Source organism: Nostoc sp. 'Peltigera membranacea cyanobiont' 232, from assembly GCF_002245985.1.
Lineage (GTDB): Bacteria > Cyanobacteriota > Cyanobacteriia > Cyanobacteriales > Nostocaceae > Nostoc.
Genome location: NZ_NOLK01000081.1, coordinates 1 through 18106 on the forward strand (window position 1 = coordinate 1; position 18106 = coordinate 18106).

General features: G+C 43.6%; 13 protein-coding genes. 6 read left to right on the forward strand and 7 right to left on the reverse strand.

Annotation, left to right across the window (positions count from 1 at the left end; translation table 11 throughout):
* Positions 1 to 73: 73 nt before the first annotated feature.
* From thiO to CDG79_RS23760, 3 genes are all read right to left on the reverse strand, one after another.
* Positions 74 to 2074, reverse strand: a complete 2001-nt coding sequence (gene thiO / locus CDG79_RS23750) for a glycine oxidase ThiO (RefSeq protein WP_094344333.1) — start codon at positions 2072 to 2074, stop codon at positions 74 to 76.
* 113 nt (positions 2075 to 2187) lie between these two features.
* Positions 2188 to 2586, reverse strand: a complete 399-nt coding sequence (locus CDG79_RS23755) for a hypothetical protein (protein ID WP_094344334.1) — start codon at positions 2584 to 2586, stop codon at positions 2188 to 2190.
* A 16-nt stretch (positions 2587 to 2602) separates the two neighbouring features.
* On the reverse strand, positions 2603 to 2941 hold the full coding sequence (locus CDG79_RS23760) for a 2Fe-2S iron-sulfur cluster-binding protein (protein WP_094344354.1): 339 nt from the start codon (positions 2939 to 2941) through the stop codon (positions 2603 to 2605).
* 75 nt (positions 2942 to 3016) lie between these two features.
* Between CDG79_RS23760 and cimA the strand changes: the two genes are divergently transcribed.
* A complete protein-coding gene (gene cimA / locus CDG79_RS23765; protein WP_094344335.1) occupies positions 3017 to 4708 on the forward strand; it encodes a citramalate synthase in 1692 nt (563 codons plus the stop codon).
* 562 nt (positions 4709 to 5270) lie between these two features.
* Here cimA and CDG79_RS23770 read toward each other — a convergent pair.
* A complete protein-coding gene (locus tag CDG79_RS23770; protein ID WP_094331125.1) occupies positions 5271 to 5504 on the reverse strand; it encodes a hypothetical protein in 234 nt (77 codons plus the stop codon).
* 163 nt (positions 5505 to 5667) lie between these two features.
* Here CDG79_RS23770 and CDG79_RS23775 point away from each other — a divergent pair, with 163 nt between their 5' ends.
* A complete protein-coding gene (locus tag CDG79_RS23775; protein ID WP_094344336.1) occupies positions 5668 to 7791 on the forward strand; it encodes an NAD(P)/FAD-dependent oxidoreductase in 2124 nt (707 codons plus the stop codon).
* A gap of 293 nt (positions 7792 to 8084) precedes the next feature.
* On the opposite strand, the gene CDG79_RS23780 is transcribed toward CDG79_RS23775, so the two are convergent.
* Positions 8085 to 9608 (reverse strand): hypothetical protein, encoded by a 1524-nt coding sequence (locus CDG79_RS23780; RefSeq protein WP_094344337.1) that lies wholly within the window; start codon positions 9606 to 9608, stop codon positions 8085 to 8087.
* 1167 nt (positions 9609 to 10775) lie between these two features.
* On the opposite strand from CDG79_RS23780, the gene CDG79_RS23785 reads away from it, so the two are divergent.
* From CDG79_RS23785 to CDG79_RS23800, 4 genes are all read left to right on the forward strand, one after another.
* A complete protein-coding gene (locus tag CDG79_RS23785) occupies positions 10776 to 12230 on the forward strand; it encodes an aminotransferase class V-fold PLP-dependent enzyme (RefSeq protein WP_094344338.1) in 1455 nt (484 codons plus the stop codon).
* Between the two features lie 143 nt (positions 12231 to 12373).
* Entirely contained in the window at positions 12374 to 13660 is a 1287-nt protein-coding gene (locus CDG79_RS23790; protein WP_094344339.1) for a sulfite oxidase, read from the forward strand.
* A gap of 74 nt (positions 13661 to 13734) precedes the next feature.
* Positions 13735 to 14526: a sulfite exporter TauE/SafE family protein gene (locus CDG79_RS23795; protein WP_094344355.1), complete on the forward strand. Its 792-nt coding sequence runs from the start codon at positions 13735 to 13737 to the stop codon at positions 14524 to 14526.
* Positions 14527 to 14955: 429 nt separating this feature from the next.
* Positions 14956 to 15660 (forward strand): RNA ligase family protein, encoded by a 705-nt coding sequence (locus tag CDG79_RS23800; RefSeq protein WP_223278283.1) that lies wholly within the window; start codon positions 14956 to 14958, stop codon positions 15658 to 15660.
* 65 nt (positions 15661 to 15725) lie between these two features.
* On the opposite strand, the gene CDG79_RS23805 is transcribed toward CDG79_RS23800, so the two are convergent.
* Positions 15726 to 17225 (reverse strand): Ig-like domain-containing protein, encoded by a 1500-nt coding sequence (locus tag CDG79_RS23805; RefSeq protein ID WP_094344340.1) that lies wholly within the window; start codon positions 17223 to 17225, stop codon positions 15726 to 15728.
* A gap of 47 nt (positions 17226 to 17272) precedes the next feature.
* Entirely contained in the window at positions 17273 to 18046 is a 774-nt protein-coding gene (locus CDG79_RS23810; protein WP_094344341.1) for a TIGR03943 family putative permease subunit, read from the reverse strand.
* Positions 18047 to 18106: the final 60 nt, after the last annotated feature.

Sequence of the window (18106 nt, forward strand, 5' to 3'; positions counted from 1 at the left end):
GGATTGGGGATTGGGGATTGGGATTAGAAAACTTTTTCCTAGTCTCCAGTACCCAGTACCCAGTACCCATTCCCTAACTAGTAATTGTCCCGGTGAGAGGTGAACTAGGACTGGCATAATCTTTGATGGGCATCCTGCCAGCAAGGTATGCTAGACGACCGGCGACTGTTGCTAAATTCATGGCACGAGCCATTGCTGCTGGGTTTGGAGAAAGTGCGATCGCACTATTAATTAATAAAACATCTGCTCCCAATTCCATTGCTTGGGCGGCTTCTGAGGGTGAACCAATACCTGCATCTACCACCACCGGTATACCTGCATTTTCGATGATGATTTGGATGTTGGCGGTTGTTTTTAGCCCTTGTCCAGAACCAATTGGCGATGCCAAAGGCATTACCGTCGCACAGCCTACTTCTTCTAAACGCTTGGCTAACATGGGGTCAGCGTTAATATAGGGCAATACTGCAAAACCTTCTTTCACTAGTTGCTCTGCGGCTTGCAGCGTCCCAATTGGATCTGGGAGTAAATACTTAAGGTCAGGTATTACTTCTAACTTGACAAAGTTATTATCTTCCTGCCCTAATAATTTCGCCATTTCTCGTCCTAAACGCGCCACCCGAATCGCCTCTTCAGCAGTTTGGCAACCTGCTGTATTGGGTAACATCCAAATTTTTGTCCAATCTAAGGCTTCAGCTAAACCTTCATGTCCGGGGGCCTTGGTTTGTACCCGTCGTACTGCCACGGTGACAATTTGGCAATCACTGGCAACAACGCTTTGCTGCATTTCTTCAATGCTGCGATACTTACCAGTTCCCGTCATCAAGCGGGATTGAAAGGTTTTGCCAGCAATAATTAGTGGGGAGTCTTGAATAGGGAGTGGGGATATAGCAGTATGATGCCCGTTAGAGAAATTGGCAGAGTGAGTCAGCATTGGGGTGGAGGTAGATGGCTGGGATTGGAAGCGCGAATAGTGAAAATCAGCAAGTAGAGGATCGGGCTTTTGTTCTAATATTAAGTCGGCAATCAATGCGGCGGTTACGGGTGTCAGTAGAATTCCGTTACGGTAATGACCAGTTGCAAAGGTTAAATTTTGACAGTGACTAGTGCCAAGGATGGGTAACTCATCGGGGGTGGCTGGGCGAAATCCCCACCAAAATTCTTGGATGGGATAATGCTTTAATTGGGGATACAGCCGGATGGCAGCTTGTAATAATTTTTGAATGCCGTCTGGGGTGTTGTTGGGGGTGAAGCCAACGTCTTCGCTTGTTGCCCCGATAACCAGGCGATCGCATCTTGGTACAATGTAAATATTCTGCCCAAACAAAACCCGCTTCAAGGGCAAGTCCGGCGCAAATTCTGGTATCCGCACACTCAGCATTTGTCCTTTTCTGGGTACCACTGGTAGTGGTAATAACTCATTTGACCAAGCACCTGAAGCTAAAACATAGTGCGTGGCGCGAATTATTCCAGCATTGGTTTGCACGCCAACCACTTGTCCTTGCTGCTGTAAAAATCCTTCTACCGTAATACCATCTTTGAGTTCAACACCAATAGATTCAGCCGCTGTCCGCAATACGTGAGCTAGAGCCTTATTATCAACTTGTGCGTCTTCAGGATACCACCAGCCACCAACTACCTCTGCTCCCAATCCTGGCTGATATTGATGAATTGCCTCTTTATTTAACCAGTAAGCCGGGGATGAGGGGGATGAGGGGGATGAAAGAATTAATTTCTCTCCGCCTGCTCCCCCTGCTCCCTCATCTCCCCTACCCCCTGCCTCTTCAAAAACGGGTGCGAGGATACCACAAGGACGGTAGCCAGTATTTAAGCCGGTTAGTTCTTCTAGTTTGCGCGTCCAGTCGGGATATAAAGCACGAGATCGCCAACACAATGAAAGCATTGCCTCATTAGTGATGTTTTCCGCATCTGGTGCCAACATCCCGGCGGCGGCATGGGTAGCAGCAGCTTGAAAGTCACGACAAAACACGGTGACGTTTGTCCCGCGCAGTTTTAGTTCAATGGCGATCGCTAAACCAATAACGCCGCCACCAATAATTACGATCTCACTAGTCATTAGTCATTAGTCATTGATCGTTAGCCATTTATCATTAGTACATAACTAATAACTCATAACTAATTAACTCATAACTTATAACTTATAACTCATAACTAAAGACGGATCTATCGTTACCACAAGGCTCGAATTGGTTCGTTGCCTTGATTTGTGTTGCTGGATGGCGTTTCTGTTGCCGAACTATCCGTATTGTTTTCTGTTGTACTGTCAGCAGGTGATGTTGAGTCTTCAGAAGGATTCTGAGCAACGTTACTTCTATTGTCAGGTCTTGGGGCTACAATAGAGCGCTTGTTTTCGTTTGTTTCAGTTGTTTCATTTCCTTCAGTTGCAGTTTCTTCATTTTTGCTGCCAGCACTGCTATTAACATTGATATTAGCTGGCAGGACTTTTGCTGCTTTACCACCGGGAGCGTTAGCGGTTTGTACGCCCATAGGAAAATTGATGCCTAGTAATGTACCAAGCAGAATGGCTAAACCTCCAGCCATTAAAATTAAGGGTGTCCATCTACCCATCTTGTCTTACTCCTTTTTAACCTTTTGGTGTCCACACTATTCGAGAACCTTGTCCCCAAAATCCATCAAACTTTGTCACTTTCACATCGCCTAAAACCTGAGTTTGGCAGGCTAAACGTAAGTCTGTTGTAGGAGAATGGGGAGGAAGCGAACGCCGGGATCGATCGCGCCAATTCGCTGTTGATACTTTGCCCTCTACCTTAACCGCGCAGGTTCCGCAACTGCCAATGCCTCGACAGTTTATTACCTTAGCACCGTCATTGTAGAGGTCAATACCATTTTGCAGCAAAATTGCTCGGAGATTGCTTCCGCTTACGCACTCAATTGTTTTACCTTCAGCTAGTACCTTAGGCATTTTAAAATTGCCAAACTGGCGTTTTGTTGTATATTGACACATTGCCTCGAAAGTTGTCTCGTCGGTCCCAGTTTTATGACCACAAATTCTTCACCTCAACTTTGGCTCTATGACACTACATTACGGGATGGCACTCAGCGCGAGGGGCTATCAGTATCGATAGAAGATAAGTTACGCATTGCCAAAAGACTCGATCAACTGGGAGTTCCTTTCATTGAAGGCGGTTGGCCTGGTGCTAATCCCAAGGATGTACAATTTTTCTGGCAACTCCAAGAAGATCCGCTAAAACAAGCTGAAGTTGTGGCTTTTTGTTCGACTCGACGGCCTAACTCCACTGCCGCAACCGAACCGATGCTACAGGATATTTTGGCTGCGGGAACTCGCTGGGTAACGATTTTTGGTAAGTCTTGGGATTTACATGTTACAACCAGCCTCAAGACGACATTAGAAGAAAATTTGGCGATGATTCGTGACACCATTGAGTACCTCCGTTCTCAAGGTCGTCGGATTATCTACGATGCCGAACATTGGTTTGATGGTTACAAGCACAATCCAGATTATGCTTTACAGACATTAGAAGCTGCGATCGCATCTGGTGCTGAATGGCTAGTCCTGTGTGATACTAATGGCGGTACTTTACCCCATGAAGTTAGCCAAATTGTGCAAGATGTGGTAGAAGTGACTGGGAAACTGGGGACTGGGGACTGGGGACTAGGAAGTAGGAAAGAATCTTCCCAGTCCCCAATCCCTAATCCCCAATTCCCAATCCCTCAAATTGGAATTCATACTCATAACGATTCAGAAATGGCGGTTGCTAACGCAATAGCCGCCGTCATGGCAGGGGCAAAGATGGTACAGGGGACAATTAATGGTTATGGTGAACGTTGCGGTAATGCTAACCTTTGTTCGTTAATTCCCAATTTACAACTGAAGCTGGGCTACAGTTGTATCACAGAAGACCAGCTAACACAACTTACAGAAGCTAGTCGGTTTGTGAGTGAGGTGGTCAACCTCGCGCCAGATGAACACGCTCCCTTTGTGGGACTTTCGGCTTTTGCCCACAAGGGTGGTATTCATGTATCAGCTGTAGAACGTAATCCTCTGACTTACGAACATATTCAGCCAGAACAAGTCGGAAATCATCGCCGCATCGTGATTTCTGAACAGTCTGGACTAAGCAATGTTTTAGCCAAAGCCCGCAGTTTCGGGATTAACCTCGACCAGCTAAAGGCAGAAGCCAAGCAAATTCTCCAGCGTCTTAAAGATTTGGAGAGTGAAGGATTTCAATTTGAAGCCGCAGAGGCCAGTTTTGCCCTACTGATGCACGAAGCTTTGGGAGGCCGCCAGAAGTTTTTTGAAGTCAAAGGTTTTCAAGTCCACTGTGACTTGATTGAGGGGAAAGAAACTAGCAATGCCCTAGCTACGGTCAAAATCGCTGTTGACGGCAAAAATATTTTGGAGGCGGCGGAAGGGAATGGCCCGGTTGCCGCTTTGGATGCGGCTTTACGCAAGGCTTTGGTGAACTTTTATCCCCAAATAGCAACCTTTGATTTGACAGATTACAAAGTGCGGATTCTCAACGGACATACGGGCACTGCGGCGAAAACCCGCGTGTTGGTAGAATCAGGCAATGGTCGTCAACGCTGGACTACGGTGGGGGTTTCTACCAATATTTTGGAGGCTTCCTATCAAGCGGTGGTGGAGGGCTTGGAATACGGTTTGTTATTGCACTCTCAAGCAGAAGCGGCGGTGAAAGCTTCTAGTTGACAAAAACTAATATGTAGTGTGTTCACAGCTTACGCTTTTCGATGAGAAGGGGAAGCGATCGCTCAACTGATTTGTGTTAGAATTTACGCAAATTTGTCTCAAAAACCTGATTTTTCGTAGCGGTAATTCATGAATTACCGCTACTTCAGAACTTTTTTGCGTAAGTCCTGTGTGTGCCAAAAACATTTATTCCGCTAAGTGTCAAGGTATCGCTCAAAGAGCATGAAGATTGCTCCAAAAAAAAGACCTCTGCTACAAACCAGGGGTCTTTCCGTTTCAGAACGTTTTGACACTCTCAGCCCTAAAGGGACTGAGCTTTACGCTTACCGGGTATTCCTGTAAAATTCATTAGCAACGTAAAACGCTGATATGGTTAATTTAGTGGCTTCTGTGCCATGAATGCCAAAATAGCAACCCAATTGCCAATCCCATACCGACAAGTATTCTTACTCCCATACCTAAATTGCGTAGGCGCAGCCCGCCGCAGGCATCGCCAATCCAATATTTAGGTGCAGACCTAGAAATCGAATGCTGCGACCAAAACTTCATCTTATGCCAGGTTTTAGGAGAACTTTTCCCACGATTGGGCAACTAATTGGCTCAACCAGCGACGTTGTTCCCGATCCAGCAGTGGATCGTCTGCTAGCAACTGAGCGGTTAATTCTTCCAAAGATTGACCCTGGGCGCGGACAATTTTAATTACTCCAGCGATCGCAGCAGCAACGAGTTCTTCATCAATTGGCTGTTGTCGTAAAGCAAAAATTTCCTGGGGACTGTCTGGAATGGGATAATTCATGGCGTGGGTTTACAGAAATACAAAATGAACAATAAATTCTTCAACAAATTCTTAAAATTTCTTTACTGAATCTTTACCAAACTAATAGCGCGGAGTTTACTTTACTTTGTGCTTTCATAAAATCTGTCTTAGTGAGTAGATTGCTCGGAGATGTCAGGAAACGATGAGAGAAATCCTTTATTTAGAAGTTCCAACTCCAGATATAGAAACTGTACGTAGCTGGCTACAAACGGATTTTGAACCTGGAAATGGAGAAAAAGTGCTTACTTCGGAAGGCTTTCGCCTCAAAATACCCAGTGCTACTACACCTGCTGGAGCGGCTCTTTCCGAAAAATTGCCTGCGGAACTTTCGGTATTTGTCTGGACGGTGCAACGAACTACCTATCTGAAAGTGTTTCGTTGGGCAGAACAACCCTTTCCCAGTGAGGGACAAATTCTGCAACGCCTAACCAAAGAAATCAGAAACCGTTTTCCGCATCATTACCCAGAACCACCAACGATTGATTTATCGCAGCAATCGATTTTTGCCGCACTAGGCTCTGCTTACCCCCTCACCGTCAAGTATTTTCAGAAAATGCCTAACGGTGAATACGATCTAACACGTGCCTATTGGTGGGAACAACGATGGCGCGAAGGAGTCCGAAATCCGCAGCAGCCGCGTCAAGTTGTGTTTTCCAATCAAGGGGACAGGGGAAAAGGTAATCCCAGTACCCAGTCCCTAGTCACTAATCCCCAGTTCGACATTATCTACATCGGTGGCGCACTAGGCGCGATTCATGCTGCATTAATGGCAAAACTAGGATATAAAGTCCTGCTGGTGGAACGAATGCCCTTTGGCAAGATGAACCGAGAATGGAATATTTCCCGCGATGAGATTCAAAGCTTGGTTAATCTGGGTTTAGTTACTCCCTCGGAGTTAGAAACCATCATTGCTAGGGAATACAAAGATGGATTCAATAAGTTTTTTGATGCGAATAATCCATCCAAACTGCGATCGCCTGTTCTACACACACCCACAGTCCTAAATTTAGGCTTAGATTCCGAAAAATGGCTCCTTATGTGTGGGCAAAAGCTGCAAGCCGCAGGCGGCGAAATCTGGGATGAAACAGAATTTATGCGTGCAGATATTGATATATCACAAGTTTTGTTGCAAGTCAAGCACTTACCTAGTCAGGTTGAAAAACAAGTAAGCGGACGATTGCTAATAGATGCAATGGGAACTGCCTCACCCATCGCTTGGCAGTTAAATGGTGGTCGGGCCTTTGATAGTGTGTGTCCGACGGTAGGAGCGGCAATTGAGAGCGGATTTGAGCCGCAAGTGTGGGATTCGCAGTATGGGGACGTGCTTTATAGTCATGGAGATATTTCGCGGGGAAGGCAGCTGATTTGGGAATTGTTTCCTGGAGCAGATGATGAACTGACGATTTATTTATTTCATTACCACGAGGTGAATGCTGAAAATCCCGGTTCATTGCTAGAGATGTACGAAGACTTTTTCACGATTTTGCCAGAGTATCGCAGGTGCGATATGGACAAATTAGTGTGGAAGAAGCCGACATTTGGGTATATACCGGGACATTTTAGTGTGGGAAGTAGCGATCGCACAGTTGCCTTCGCTCGATTGATTGCGATCGGCGATGCCGCATCACTCCAGTCTCCACTCGTCTTCACCGGTTTTGGTTCCCTAGTTCGCAACTTAGAGCGCTTAACAACGCTGTTAGATACTGCTCTCAAACATGACTTGTTGAGTTTCCGCCACTTGAATCAGATTCGTGCTTACCAAAGCAACGTTTCAGTAACTTGGCTATTTTCCAAAGGGATGATGGTACCCACTGGGAAATTTTTACCACCCCAGCGCATTAACTCCATGCTCAACACCTTCTTTGGACTGTTAGCAGACGAACCCCAAGAAGTAGCAGATAACTTCATCAAAGATAGGTGTGATTGGTTAACCTTTAACCGGTTAGCACTCAAAGCCGCTAGGAAAAATCCTGCCTTGCTTTTATGGATTTGGGAACTTGCTGGGTCTAGAGATTTAGTACGATGGCTTGGTAGTTATTTCAACTTCGGTCGTCATGCCCTCATTAGCGCTTTGCTGAGTCCGTGGTTCGAGCGCTTCTTAAACCGGGTAGGTTTTTGGCTAGAACCCCGGAATCCTGGCTTGTGGCTGTGGTTGCTGGCAATTAATTATGCGATCGCCACAGGCAAACCGCGATCGCGCTCTCAAGTTGCAAAGGCCAACCCAGAAGCCATAATTCCGAAGTCAGAAGCAAGGATTCTCAATTAGATATTGAACATGACTAACGACTAAGTAGATCGGCGCAATTAAAGCTAAATGGCGAACGCGAATAACGGCGACCACACCAGAGGGCTGTCATTAGTCTTTTGTCATTGGTCATTAGTAAGGGCTTTAAGCCAGTTTGCGTTTCGTAACATACTTGGGTTTTTTCGCGCCAACTTACTTAATAACCTAATGACCAATGACCAATGACCAATGACCAATGACCAATGACCAATGACCAATGACCAATGACCAATGACCAATGACCAATGACCAATGACCAATGACCAATAACTAATCTATTGACCTTGAGGGCGAAAATTCGGTAGTTCCACAGATGCTAATGACTTACGCCCTTTGGGTGGACGCTGGGGATAAACCACAGGTGAAGGTGAATTAGCATCATTAGTGTTATCACCTAATAACTCTGGTGAAAATTGGGAAACTTCTGACCAGTAGTCTTCAGTTTCTTCAACAGGCGACTCAGTGTGGGAGGAAGTAGAGGAAACCAGTAAGTTATTGGCTGGTGAAGTTACAGAATCTGTTGTCCTAGAAATGGAGATAGTTGCAGGGGGATTGATTTCTGCTTCCAAGTGCGCTTCCTGTGGATTTTCTATTTCCTCATCGTCTTTTAGGATTGTTGCTAAAGTCTCCCAGATAGGAGAATCATTATTATTCACATCCGTTTTAGCAGCAGGCGGTGGTGATGCAGATTCAGGCTGGGAGGTGAAAAACATTTGGATTAGACTATCTAATTGCTGATCTAAATTGGATGAACCCGAAGTTGAAATAGCTTCCGGTATATCTGGGGAATCGTCAATTTTTGGAGAGGGGATTGGTTCTGGTGGTGTTGAGGTATTTTGATTTTGCTTAACTGACCAGTTCCAAGAAGATGATGGTGGCGGAGTCGGTTCATTTCTTTGAAATGGGATTGGTGCTGACGGTTCGCCCCAAGAATTATCTACACTCTCAGTCAAGGATTCTGATTCTGCTGACCAAGGTTGAATTGGCTGGGCGTTAGGAAACAAAGACCGAGCTTTTCTAGAAAATCTTCCTTGGGCGCTAGTTATATCTTTAGGATGTTTTGCAGTATCTTCTAAAGAGTCATAGCTAGGAACCGATGTATCTAGACATTTTTCTAGAGCTGCTTTGAATTGCAGCGTCTGGCGTTGTTGTCGCATCAGTCTAGTACGTAACTCCCGACAAACAGTTTCTGACTGCAATAACTGTTCAGACTGTTCGCTATTATTAGTGTGTAACAACGTACATTCTCGCTCTAACTGGGCAAGGCGTTGCTGGCTAATTTGTAGCTGTGCTTTATAACTATCAGTGAAAATTTCCTGGCGTTGAACGGTTTGTACAGCAGTTTCTAATTGTTGAAATAGAGATTTTATCTGTTCTTGAGCCGCAGCCAATTCCTGAGTATGTTGGTTGAGCATCGACTCAGTAACGCTGGAGCGCGTTTTCTGCCACTGCAAAACCTTTTCAGACTCAGCTAGGTTGTCTTTTAGCTGCTCTACTTGTTCATACAAATTATTGTTAGCCGAACGCAATTCTTCGTTCAATGCCAGCAGGTTATGAAACTCCGAGTCAATAAGTGCTTGCTTGCCGCTTTCCGGCTCTGCAACCCAGTCCTGCTGGGTAGTATCTTTTGAAAATTGTCTATCTTCAGCTGGCATGAGGAGTGGCAGTTGTTTAACTACCATATTGTCATTAGGCACAACTGAGTAAAAGGGACAACTCGCCTGCTCCGATTGTGGCGAATTAGCAGAATTTAGGGATTCCATCACAGCCCCCTTGTTTGAGGTGTCAGCTTCATTCATCACTCTTGACCCACCTGCCTAAAAATATCAGCAGTGCTGGCATTAGCATTGCTTATCAACTGTGTCTAACGCTCTTTTATGACTCTCGTCGGATAAAAATCATCCACCCTTATTTTTAAGGACTTTGATGAATTTAGGCGTAGGTTGGGTTGAGGAACGAAACCCAACACCAACAATCTCTGGTTTTGTTGGGTTTCACTTCGTTCAACCCAACCTACGAATATTTTATTTTTTCGGAGTAATAAAAGAGCGCTAATCAGGGTTTGCTCTAGAAGCTAAGTTTAACTCTCTCCAGGCACCAGCAATTAATCATCAATTGGTGTTCCCTATTTTGTATCTAGACTGATGCCGTTATAACACTATGATGCTCTTCCCCGTCAAGAAGAGGCAGGGGAAAACGGGGTAGGGGGCAGGAGAGACAAATACAGAGTGGCTCTGTTCCACGAAAGTTTTTCGTATGGAAAAACTGTCTCAGACTACATTTTATTCTCTATACTCGCATCTGTCTTAAGATATAATTTTAAAATGTCTCCTTCAATACATTTTTCTACTGGCTCATTTATTACTTAGGAACGATGTCAGTACAAGTATTTAGTATTCGATGATAATTCTGGGATCTTGAGCGATCGCTATTTAATGTCAGTAAACAACTAAGAGCTTCTGCCAGGAATAAAATGTTAGGAAAACATCATATTTACGAATAAACACTTATAAAGGAATGTTGAAGAAGTAACAATTTCAGTAAGTGAATTCATAAAATTTTTTTAAAGAATAATCTCAATTTAGTCCGGTCATTTTTGTTGGGAAATACTTTTATAGCAAGCAATTCCAGACTTAATGAGTGAGATGCTTTTTTATCAACTTGTCTTGAATACATCAAGTTTGTTTGATGACTACAAGAAAATTGCTTAAAGTATACTTGAATACTTGCATATATTATTACACTGTATTTTCTTTAACAGTAAAAACATGTTATTTAAGTGTTAATGCGGATACACTTTTTAATTGATTTATTAAAGAATGATTGGAATAACCGAGTTTTCTACTAGCTAGAAAGTAATTATAAAGACCATAATTACTACTGGCTAATACGATCGTTGTGTTAGAGAAAGCGGTGTGGTAGCAAGCTTTTCCAAAAATTCTAAGTTTAAAATAGGGGTGCTAAAGATGACCGATATACTTGCAATGGGTGTAAATATAAAGCAAGAAGCTGTCCAATTACCGCTAGTTGCAGAAAATTTTGACAGTTTTTGGGACAAAGAAATTAGACCGTTATTCACAGATGAGTCTCTGTCTTTTAGGGTAAAGACTCTTAAGGGAAATTATATAAAGTACGTCAACTTGGATAATGGAGCTACCACCACTCCCTTTGCAACCCTTAAGCAGCATGTGGATGAGATGCTTGATACATACGGCAGCGTCCATAGAGGTTCTGGGCAAAAATCCATCATCACTACACGAGAGTATGACGCTAGTCGGAATGTCATTCGGGACTTTGTGGGGTCATCTTTAGACAACTATGTAATTTTTGCGAAGAATACAACAGAAGCAATTAATGGAGCCGCCACACTTTGGGCAAAAAAACCTGGAAAAATCTTAGTTTCTGATATCGAGCATTCATCAAACCTGCTCCCTTGGGTTACTAGAGACGAAGTTGTACAGTACAGAACCCAGCCGGACGGAAGTGTAAGTGTCGCAGAAATTGAAGAAATCTTCAAGGCACACCAAAATCTCCCCGAAGCCGAGCAAATTAAGTTAGTAACAATTACAGGTGCTTCGACAATTACAGGTTATAGACCCCCAATTTACGAAATCGCAGCTTTAGCACATCGGTATGGTGCGAAGATTTTTGCAGATGTGTGTCAGTTAATTCAGCATGAACGAGTAGATATGCGTGCTGACGATGACCCATGTCATCTAGATTTTGTGGCTTTCTCTGGACACAAGATGTATGCACCTTATGGAACCGGGGTTTTGTTGGGGCCAAAGGAATTTTTTGATAGCTCTTACCCTTATCAAATCGGTGGTGGAAACCTGCCTTATATCACCAGAAACCTAGAAATCAAGCGTTTTTATACAGAACGAGCCCACGATCCTGGAACACCAAACGCAATGGGTGCGATCGCAATTGCCAAGGCGATTGAAATTATCGAAGCAGTAGGGCGCGATCGCATTGCTCAGTATGAACACTCTCTCGTAGAATTCACGTATACACGGCTTGGGCTAATTCCTGAAGTTCAATTACATATCCCAGGAGATAATTTAGCCCATGTTATTCCCTTTGATATTGATGGATTTGATGGACGCTTAGTAGCAGAAATTTTGGCACAAGAATATGGCATTGGCGTTAGGGCTGGGGCTTTCTGCACTTATGAATACATTCGCAAACTCAAGAATATTTCGGATGAGCAAGACTACGAAATTGCTCAGGAAGTAGACAGAGGAATTACCCGCAACATTCCCAGTATTATCCGCGCCAGTTTTGCAGTATATAATACATTAGAAGACTGCGATCGCTTTATTGATGCGATCGCTCAAATAGCTAAAAACGGATTTGACCACTACTTGCCCAACTACACACAAGATGAAATCACTGGTGTTTGGACAGCGATAAACAGCTAATTTTTGGGGCATGGGGCATTGGGCATTGGTTATTAATTCTTCTGCCTCACTCCCTCACTCCCTCACTCCCTCATTAAGTCTAATGCTCTGTATATTAATTACGAATTACGAATTACTACTTACGAATTACAAGGAGTAATAGCTTGAGTGATGAAAACCTCTTTGACCAGGAGGATTATCTACACGCACGAGTTGATGAGTGCATCTGGCAAAAAAGCGCAGATGCAGGTATTTCGCGCCAGCGCTTTCTGCAAATACTAGCCACTATGGTTGGTGCAACAGCCATTGGGGGGTTAGCTAAACCTGCACCGGCTCACAGTCAGGCAGCTGTCAGAACTAAAGGCAGTAAAATACTTAAGCCATTACCACCAGGATATATCTCTCATAGCAAAGGCACATTAGAGATGAACTGGGAAGCGATGTATGGGCGTGGTTATTTAGTACCAAACGATTGGTTTTATGTTCACAACCGCAGTACACCTCCTCCCTTTGACCCATCTACGTGGCGTTTGCAAATTCATGGAACTGGTGTTTCTGTTCCTTGTGAGTTCACTTACGATGAAATCATCGCTATGCCGTCCATCTCAGTTACTTGTGCCATTGAGTGTGCTGCTAATGGTCGGCGGTTCTTTGAAGAAGCTTATAACACACCACTTTCTGGAACTCGGTGGAGACTTGGGGCTATTGGCGTGGCTGAGTGGACTGGTGTACCACTGAGCATATTATTAGAGCGGGCTGGATTGAAATCCACAGCAAAAGACGTACTTGTTGAGGGCGCAGATTTTGATTCGCTGGACTCAAAGGGGGCGAATAAATCCAAGTTCAACAATGTAGTTCCCATTGCTAAAGCATTAGCAGATAACTCACTCGTCGTCTATGCCATGAACGGAGAACCATTACCTCCAGATCATGGCCAGCCATGCCGTGTCTTGTTCCCTGGTTGGGGAGGAAACGCCAACGTTAAATGGATTGAGCGGATTGAGGTTTCTGAAACACCGATATATACGCAGTGGGTAACGGAGCAGATGGTACTGATTGGTGCAGATTATCCAGCGATCGCGCCATATAAAGGTAAGCTGATTACCTATCAAAATGTTAAGAGCGCTTTCGAGTTGGCTTGGCCCGCTACACTTTCGGCTCAAACCCACTTACTACGTGGACGTTCTTGGTCTGGGAAAGGAAAAATTGCCCGTGTAGAAGTCAGTCTAGATGGCGGTAAAACTTGGCAATATGCCCGACTTAGAGAACCAAACTTTCCGTTTGCATGGACACGCTGGGACATCGAATGGAATCCAGTTCCTGGTGAATATTTTCTCCGAGCTATTGCTACTGACAATTTAGGTAACACACAACCGAGTACAGTTCCGTGGAATGATTTTGGATTGCTCTACGGAGGCGTTGTTAGCCATCCGGTGACAGTACGGGGATGAGGGAGTTAGGAGACGCGATTAATGCTCAATGCCCAATGCCCAATGCCCCATTCCCCCTAGAAAAATACCTATTTATGATTGATTTTAGTTGGTTGATTTTAGTAGCTGGGGGTCTAATATCTGGAGTTATAGCTGGACTTTTAGGAATAGGTGGTGGTATCATTACAATTCCTCTTTTAGTCACACTAGGTTATACTCCCGTTCAGGCGATCGCTACTAGTAGCCTTGCGATCGTGATTACTTCAATTTCTGGAAGCTTACAAAATTGGTGGATGGGCTACTTTGACTTTAAACGAGTAATTTATTTAGGAATTCCCGCCTTTTTAACTACTGGAATAGGTGTATATTTCGCCAACAAAATTCCGTCCTATATAATACTCTTTACATTTGGCATCATACTACTCGCTAATATCTATTTGATTGAGCTTCGTAAGCAACTAATTTTCAAAGAGAAAGAGAATACAGAGCCAGTATTTAACTCATTGGTTTCTAAAATTGGTACTGGGGGAGCAGCAGGGATTTTAGCAGGTTTATTTGGCTTAGGTGGCGGTACAATTATGGTGCCACTACAAATGTTACTACTAAAAGAAGAAATTAAAGTCGCAATTCAGACTAGTTTAGGTGTGATTGTTATTACTGCCTTAGCTGCCTGTACAGGACACGCTCTAGAGGGAAATATTCTGTTTTTTCAAGGTATAGTTTTGGGATGCGGAGGTCTTTTAGGCGTTCAGATGAGTACTCGCACATTGCCAAAACTGCCAGATTCGACTGTGAATTTAGTGCTTCGCATCTTCTTGGGTACACTATCAATATATCTTTTTTGGGAAGCTTGGATAAATTATCAACAAATAGTTACTAATTCGTAATCTCACGCCACTAAAAGAGAGCCAAAGTCTAAATTTTCAAAGGATTTCAGCCTGATTTTGACACGGATGCTAACTGTACGCCCATACTGTGTACTAAATTTAGAGTTTTTCTAAAATCTATTTTTTCAAAAGAGGTGAGCTATAAGTATTTTTAAAGTAGAAGTTGTTAAAATCAACAGCATTAATCCTCATCCTAATGCTGATAGACTAGATATTGCCTCTATTGAAGATATGGGGTATCAAGTAATTATAGTCAAATGAAACTTTCAGCCTGGTGATTTAGGTTTTTACTTTCCGATTGATAGTGTTATTCCAGAAAACTTTTTAGATCGGTTTGGTATTCGTAACTACTACTCGAAAAAACTGCGTGCTGCCAAACTTCGCGGAATTTTTTCTGAGGGTTTGCTTATTCCCGTTGGTAATAACTTTATGGGAAATGTCGGAGACGACTACACGGAGTATTTTGGTGTCACAAAGTACGAATATCCAATTCCTCAAGGGATGAGCGGGGAAGTAGAAAGTTTTATTGGACATTACAAATTCCCCAGTCCAGAAAACCTTAAACGTTACAAAAACATCCTAATTGAAGGTGAAGAAGTTGTTGTAACAGAGAAGTTGCACGGAACTAACTTCTCTGTTTTAGTTGATGCTGATGGCACAACTAAAATTGGCAGCCATAATTACTTCTGGAAAAACAGCGAAGTAAACAAAAAATTAGTTTATATTTGTGCTTACAACGAAAACGAAGCTTTACAGAAACTTCCGCCAGGAACTCAGATTTTTGGCGAAATCTACGGCGTACAAGATATCAAATATGGCTTGAATAATGGCAATATTGGAATTGCTATATTTGCTGTGCGTCGCGGCAGTTATTTTCTCAATTACAGCGATTTTGTGGCTTTTTGCGATGAATTTGCTTTGCCGAAAGTGCCCGTGCTTTATATCGGTGCTTACACTTGGGAAGCGGTGTCTCAGTTCAATAATGCCAATAGTGTAGTTAGTCCCAATTGCATCATGGAAGGCGTTGTTGTGCAACCACTCATTGAGAAAACGCATCCAGAAATAGGTAGAGTAGTCTTAAAGTTGATTAGCGATCGCTATCTGCTCCGTAAGGATGGAACTGAACTCCATTAGATTCAACTCGAGTTTTGGTGGCGATACCTTAACTGACCTTCCGAAATGGACTTAGAATTATTCGCTCAAGGTAGCCAACGGGGATGAAATCCAGCTAAGGGGAGTTGTTCTGGTCTAATTTCAACAGTTGCAGCATCAGCAATGGGTAACAAAGGCATTAACCACAGGCTGCTGGTAGCAATAACATCTCCATCATCAGTTTTCAAAGTGTTTGTGGGTAATGATGCTGGGGGGTTTGTCTGCGGTACTACTTGGTCAAATAACAAGCCTAAACCATCAGCAGATAAACTCATTTGCACATTTCGTTGAGCGGGAGGCAGGACTAGGAGGGGTTTCTGTTGCCCGGTTTTCAGATCAATTGCCACCACATAAGGCTGTTCTATGTATTGTTCTTTGGATACTAGCTGTGTCAGCAAGCAGTAGAGGGTAGGTGAGGCAATGTCAAATTGGCAACTGACAATTGAGCCTGTTGTTTTTAATAGTTGTTTCTGCACACCTTGGTTTGTCACTAAAAACAAATCTCGCGTATAATCTGTATTAAACTTTACCATCGCTGCCTGAGAGCCATCTTTAGAGAAAGCCTGTACCAAACCAAACTGGGGCAGAAAATCTAGGGGTTTAGTGGCATCACCTTGCAGTGGTAAAATTGCTGCTCCCTCTCCTTGGGCAACTGCTACGGCTTTACTATCTGGCGTAATCATAAAGTCTCCTCCCGGTTGGCTTTTCAAACGTTTAGGAGTGGGTTTTTCTGCTGAAGCATCGCTGGTTGCTGGCATAAACCACAGTCCAAAGTCGCCGGGATTAGTTTTGTTTCCCCTCTGGATGACAATAGTTTCCCCATCAGGTGATAAGTCAAATTTCAGGTTTTCATAATCTTTACTATCTAAAACTAGGTCAACTTTTCCTCCTGGCTGTGCTTCTTGTCCAGATTTACTAGAAACGCCTGTTGTGACTGTGTAAAGTTGAGCTGAAAGTAAGTCTTGGTTTTTGGTCGCGCGAGCCGAAAATAAAATTTTCTCCCCATCTGGAAATGACTCGAAGTCCATTGCAATCAAGTCTTTGGGGGTAAGTACCCTTTTTTGCTCTTGGGTTAAGTTGTATAGAACTAATCGTCCCTGTTCTTCTTTATCGGTTCCTATGTAAAGGATGACGCGATCGCGTGTGCGGAAACTCCCTGTAAAAGGCTGGATCGTTCGATTGTTACCTTCTTGCTGGGCAAACTTATCTTTGGCTCCCTGTAACTGCACTTTATAATTCGTGCCATAAGGTGCGGGTGTTAGCAGTGTATAAACCATCCGCCGCCCAGCCCAACTAAATTTACCTGCTAGGGGTGGATCGATTTTCAAATTATCCTCTACGCTTTTTATTTCCATTGGGCGGCTGAAGGTGAGAGTAAAGGAGTTATCTTCCGCCCCAATCTGTTGATTTTGCCAGGTAAAGTCCCGCACACGAGCAGTCACCACATCACCTTGCAATATGATTAACCCAATCAGCACACTCAGCAGTAGCATCAGTGCGATCGCTATCCGATCTAGTGGTTGAATAAATGCTTTAGATTTTGTCATTTGTCATTTGTCATTTGTCATTGGTCATTTGTCATCAATATTTCTGACTAATAACTATATGGATTCTGCGGTTGAGGAATCTTTTTGAAAGAGGTAGCGGCAATGGTAAGTTGGCGTTTACCTGCCAAATTTTCTGTCACCATTTGTCCTTCTACTTCCAGCCAGGTGTCAGGGGAATAAGTTTCTTGATTTTTTGGGAGTTTGACGGGTAAGCCTACAGGATAAGCATCTGCTGCACAGCAAGTTAAGACAAATCGGGCTAAGAACAAATATTCTTTTCCGATATCTGATGGGTGGATGACAAATCCTTGCACCTTGACTTTTTGACCTGTATATGTATCCGGTTCTGGATAGACATTGACAGTGCGTACCCAGTCTACAAGCGATCGCTCTTCTGGACGAACAGTAGCCCGAAAAGCTTGTGGTTTGACGCGTGTAGTTCCCAATAAATCAGCCGTTACACCTCGTTGGAGTGCTTTGTCACTAGCAAAAACTTGTGGTGTAAAGATGAAACCTAGAATCGCTGCAATCAACAATAAAGCACTACCCCAACCAGGAGGAAATAAACTAATGTGTTGCGCGTTTGCCATCACATCACGGCGACGACGGAACCAAAGTTCTTGCATCTTGAAGAAACCAATAACAATCAAGCTAATACCAGTCACAACCACGAACCAAATGTAATTTGGGTGAATTAACAGGTTCAGCTTGTTAGTTAGCCAATATCTCAACATCAAAATGCCCCAAGCTGTAATTGCTAGGGCATCTAGCCAAGGGAGTAACAGATTTTGAATTTTAGATTTGGGATTTTTATTGGTCATTGGTCATTGATCGTTGGTCATTGGTCATTGGTCATTGGTCATTGGCAAAGTACAAATGAC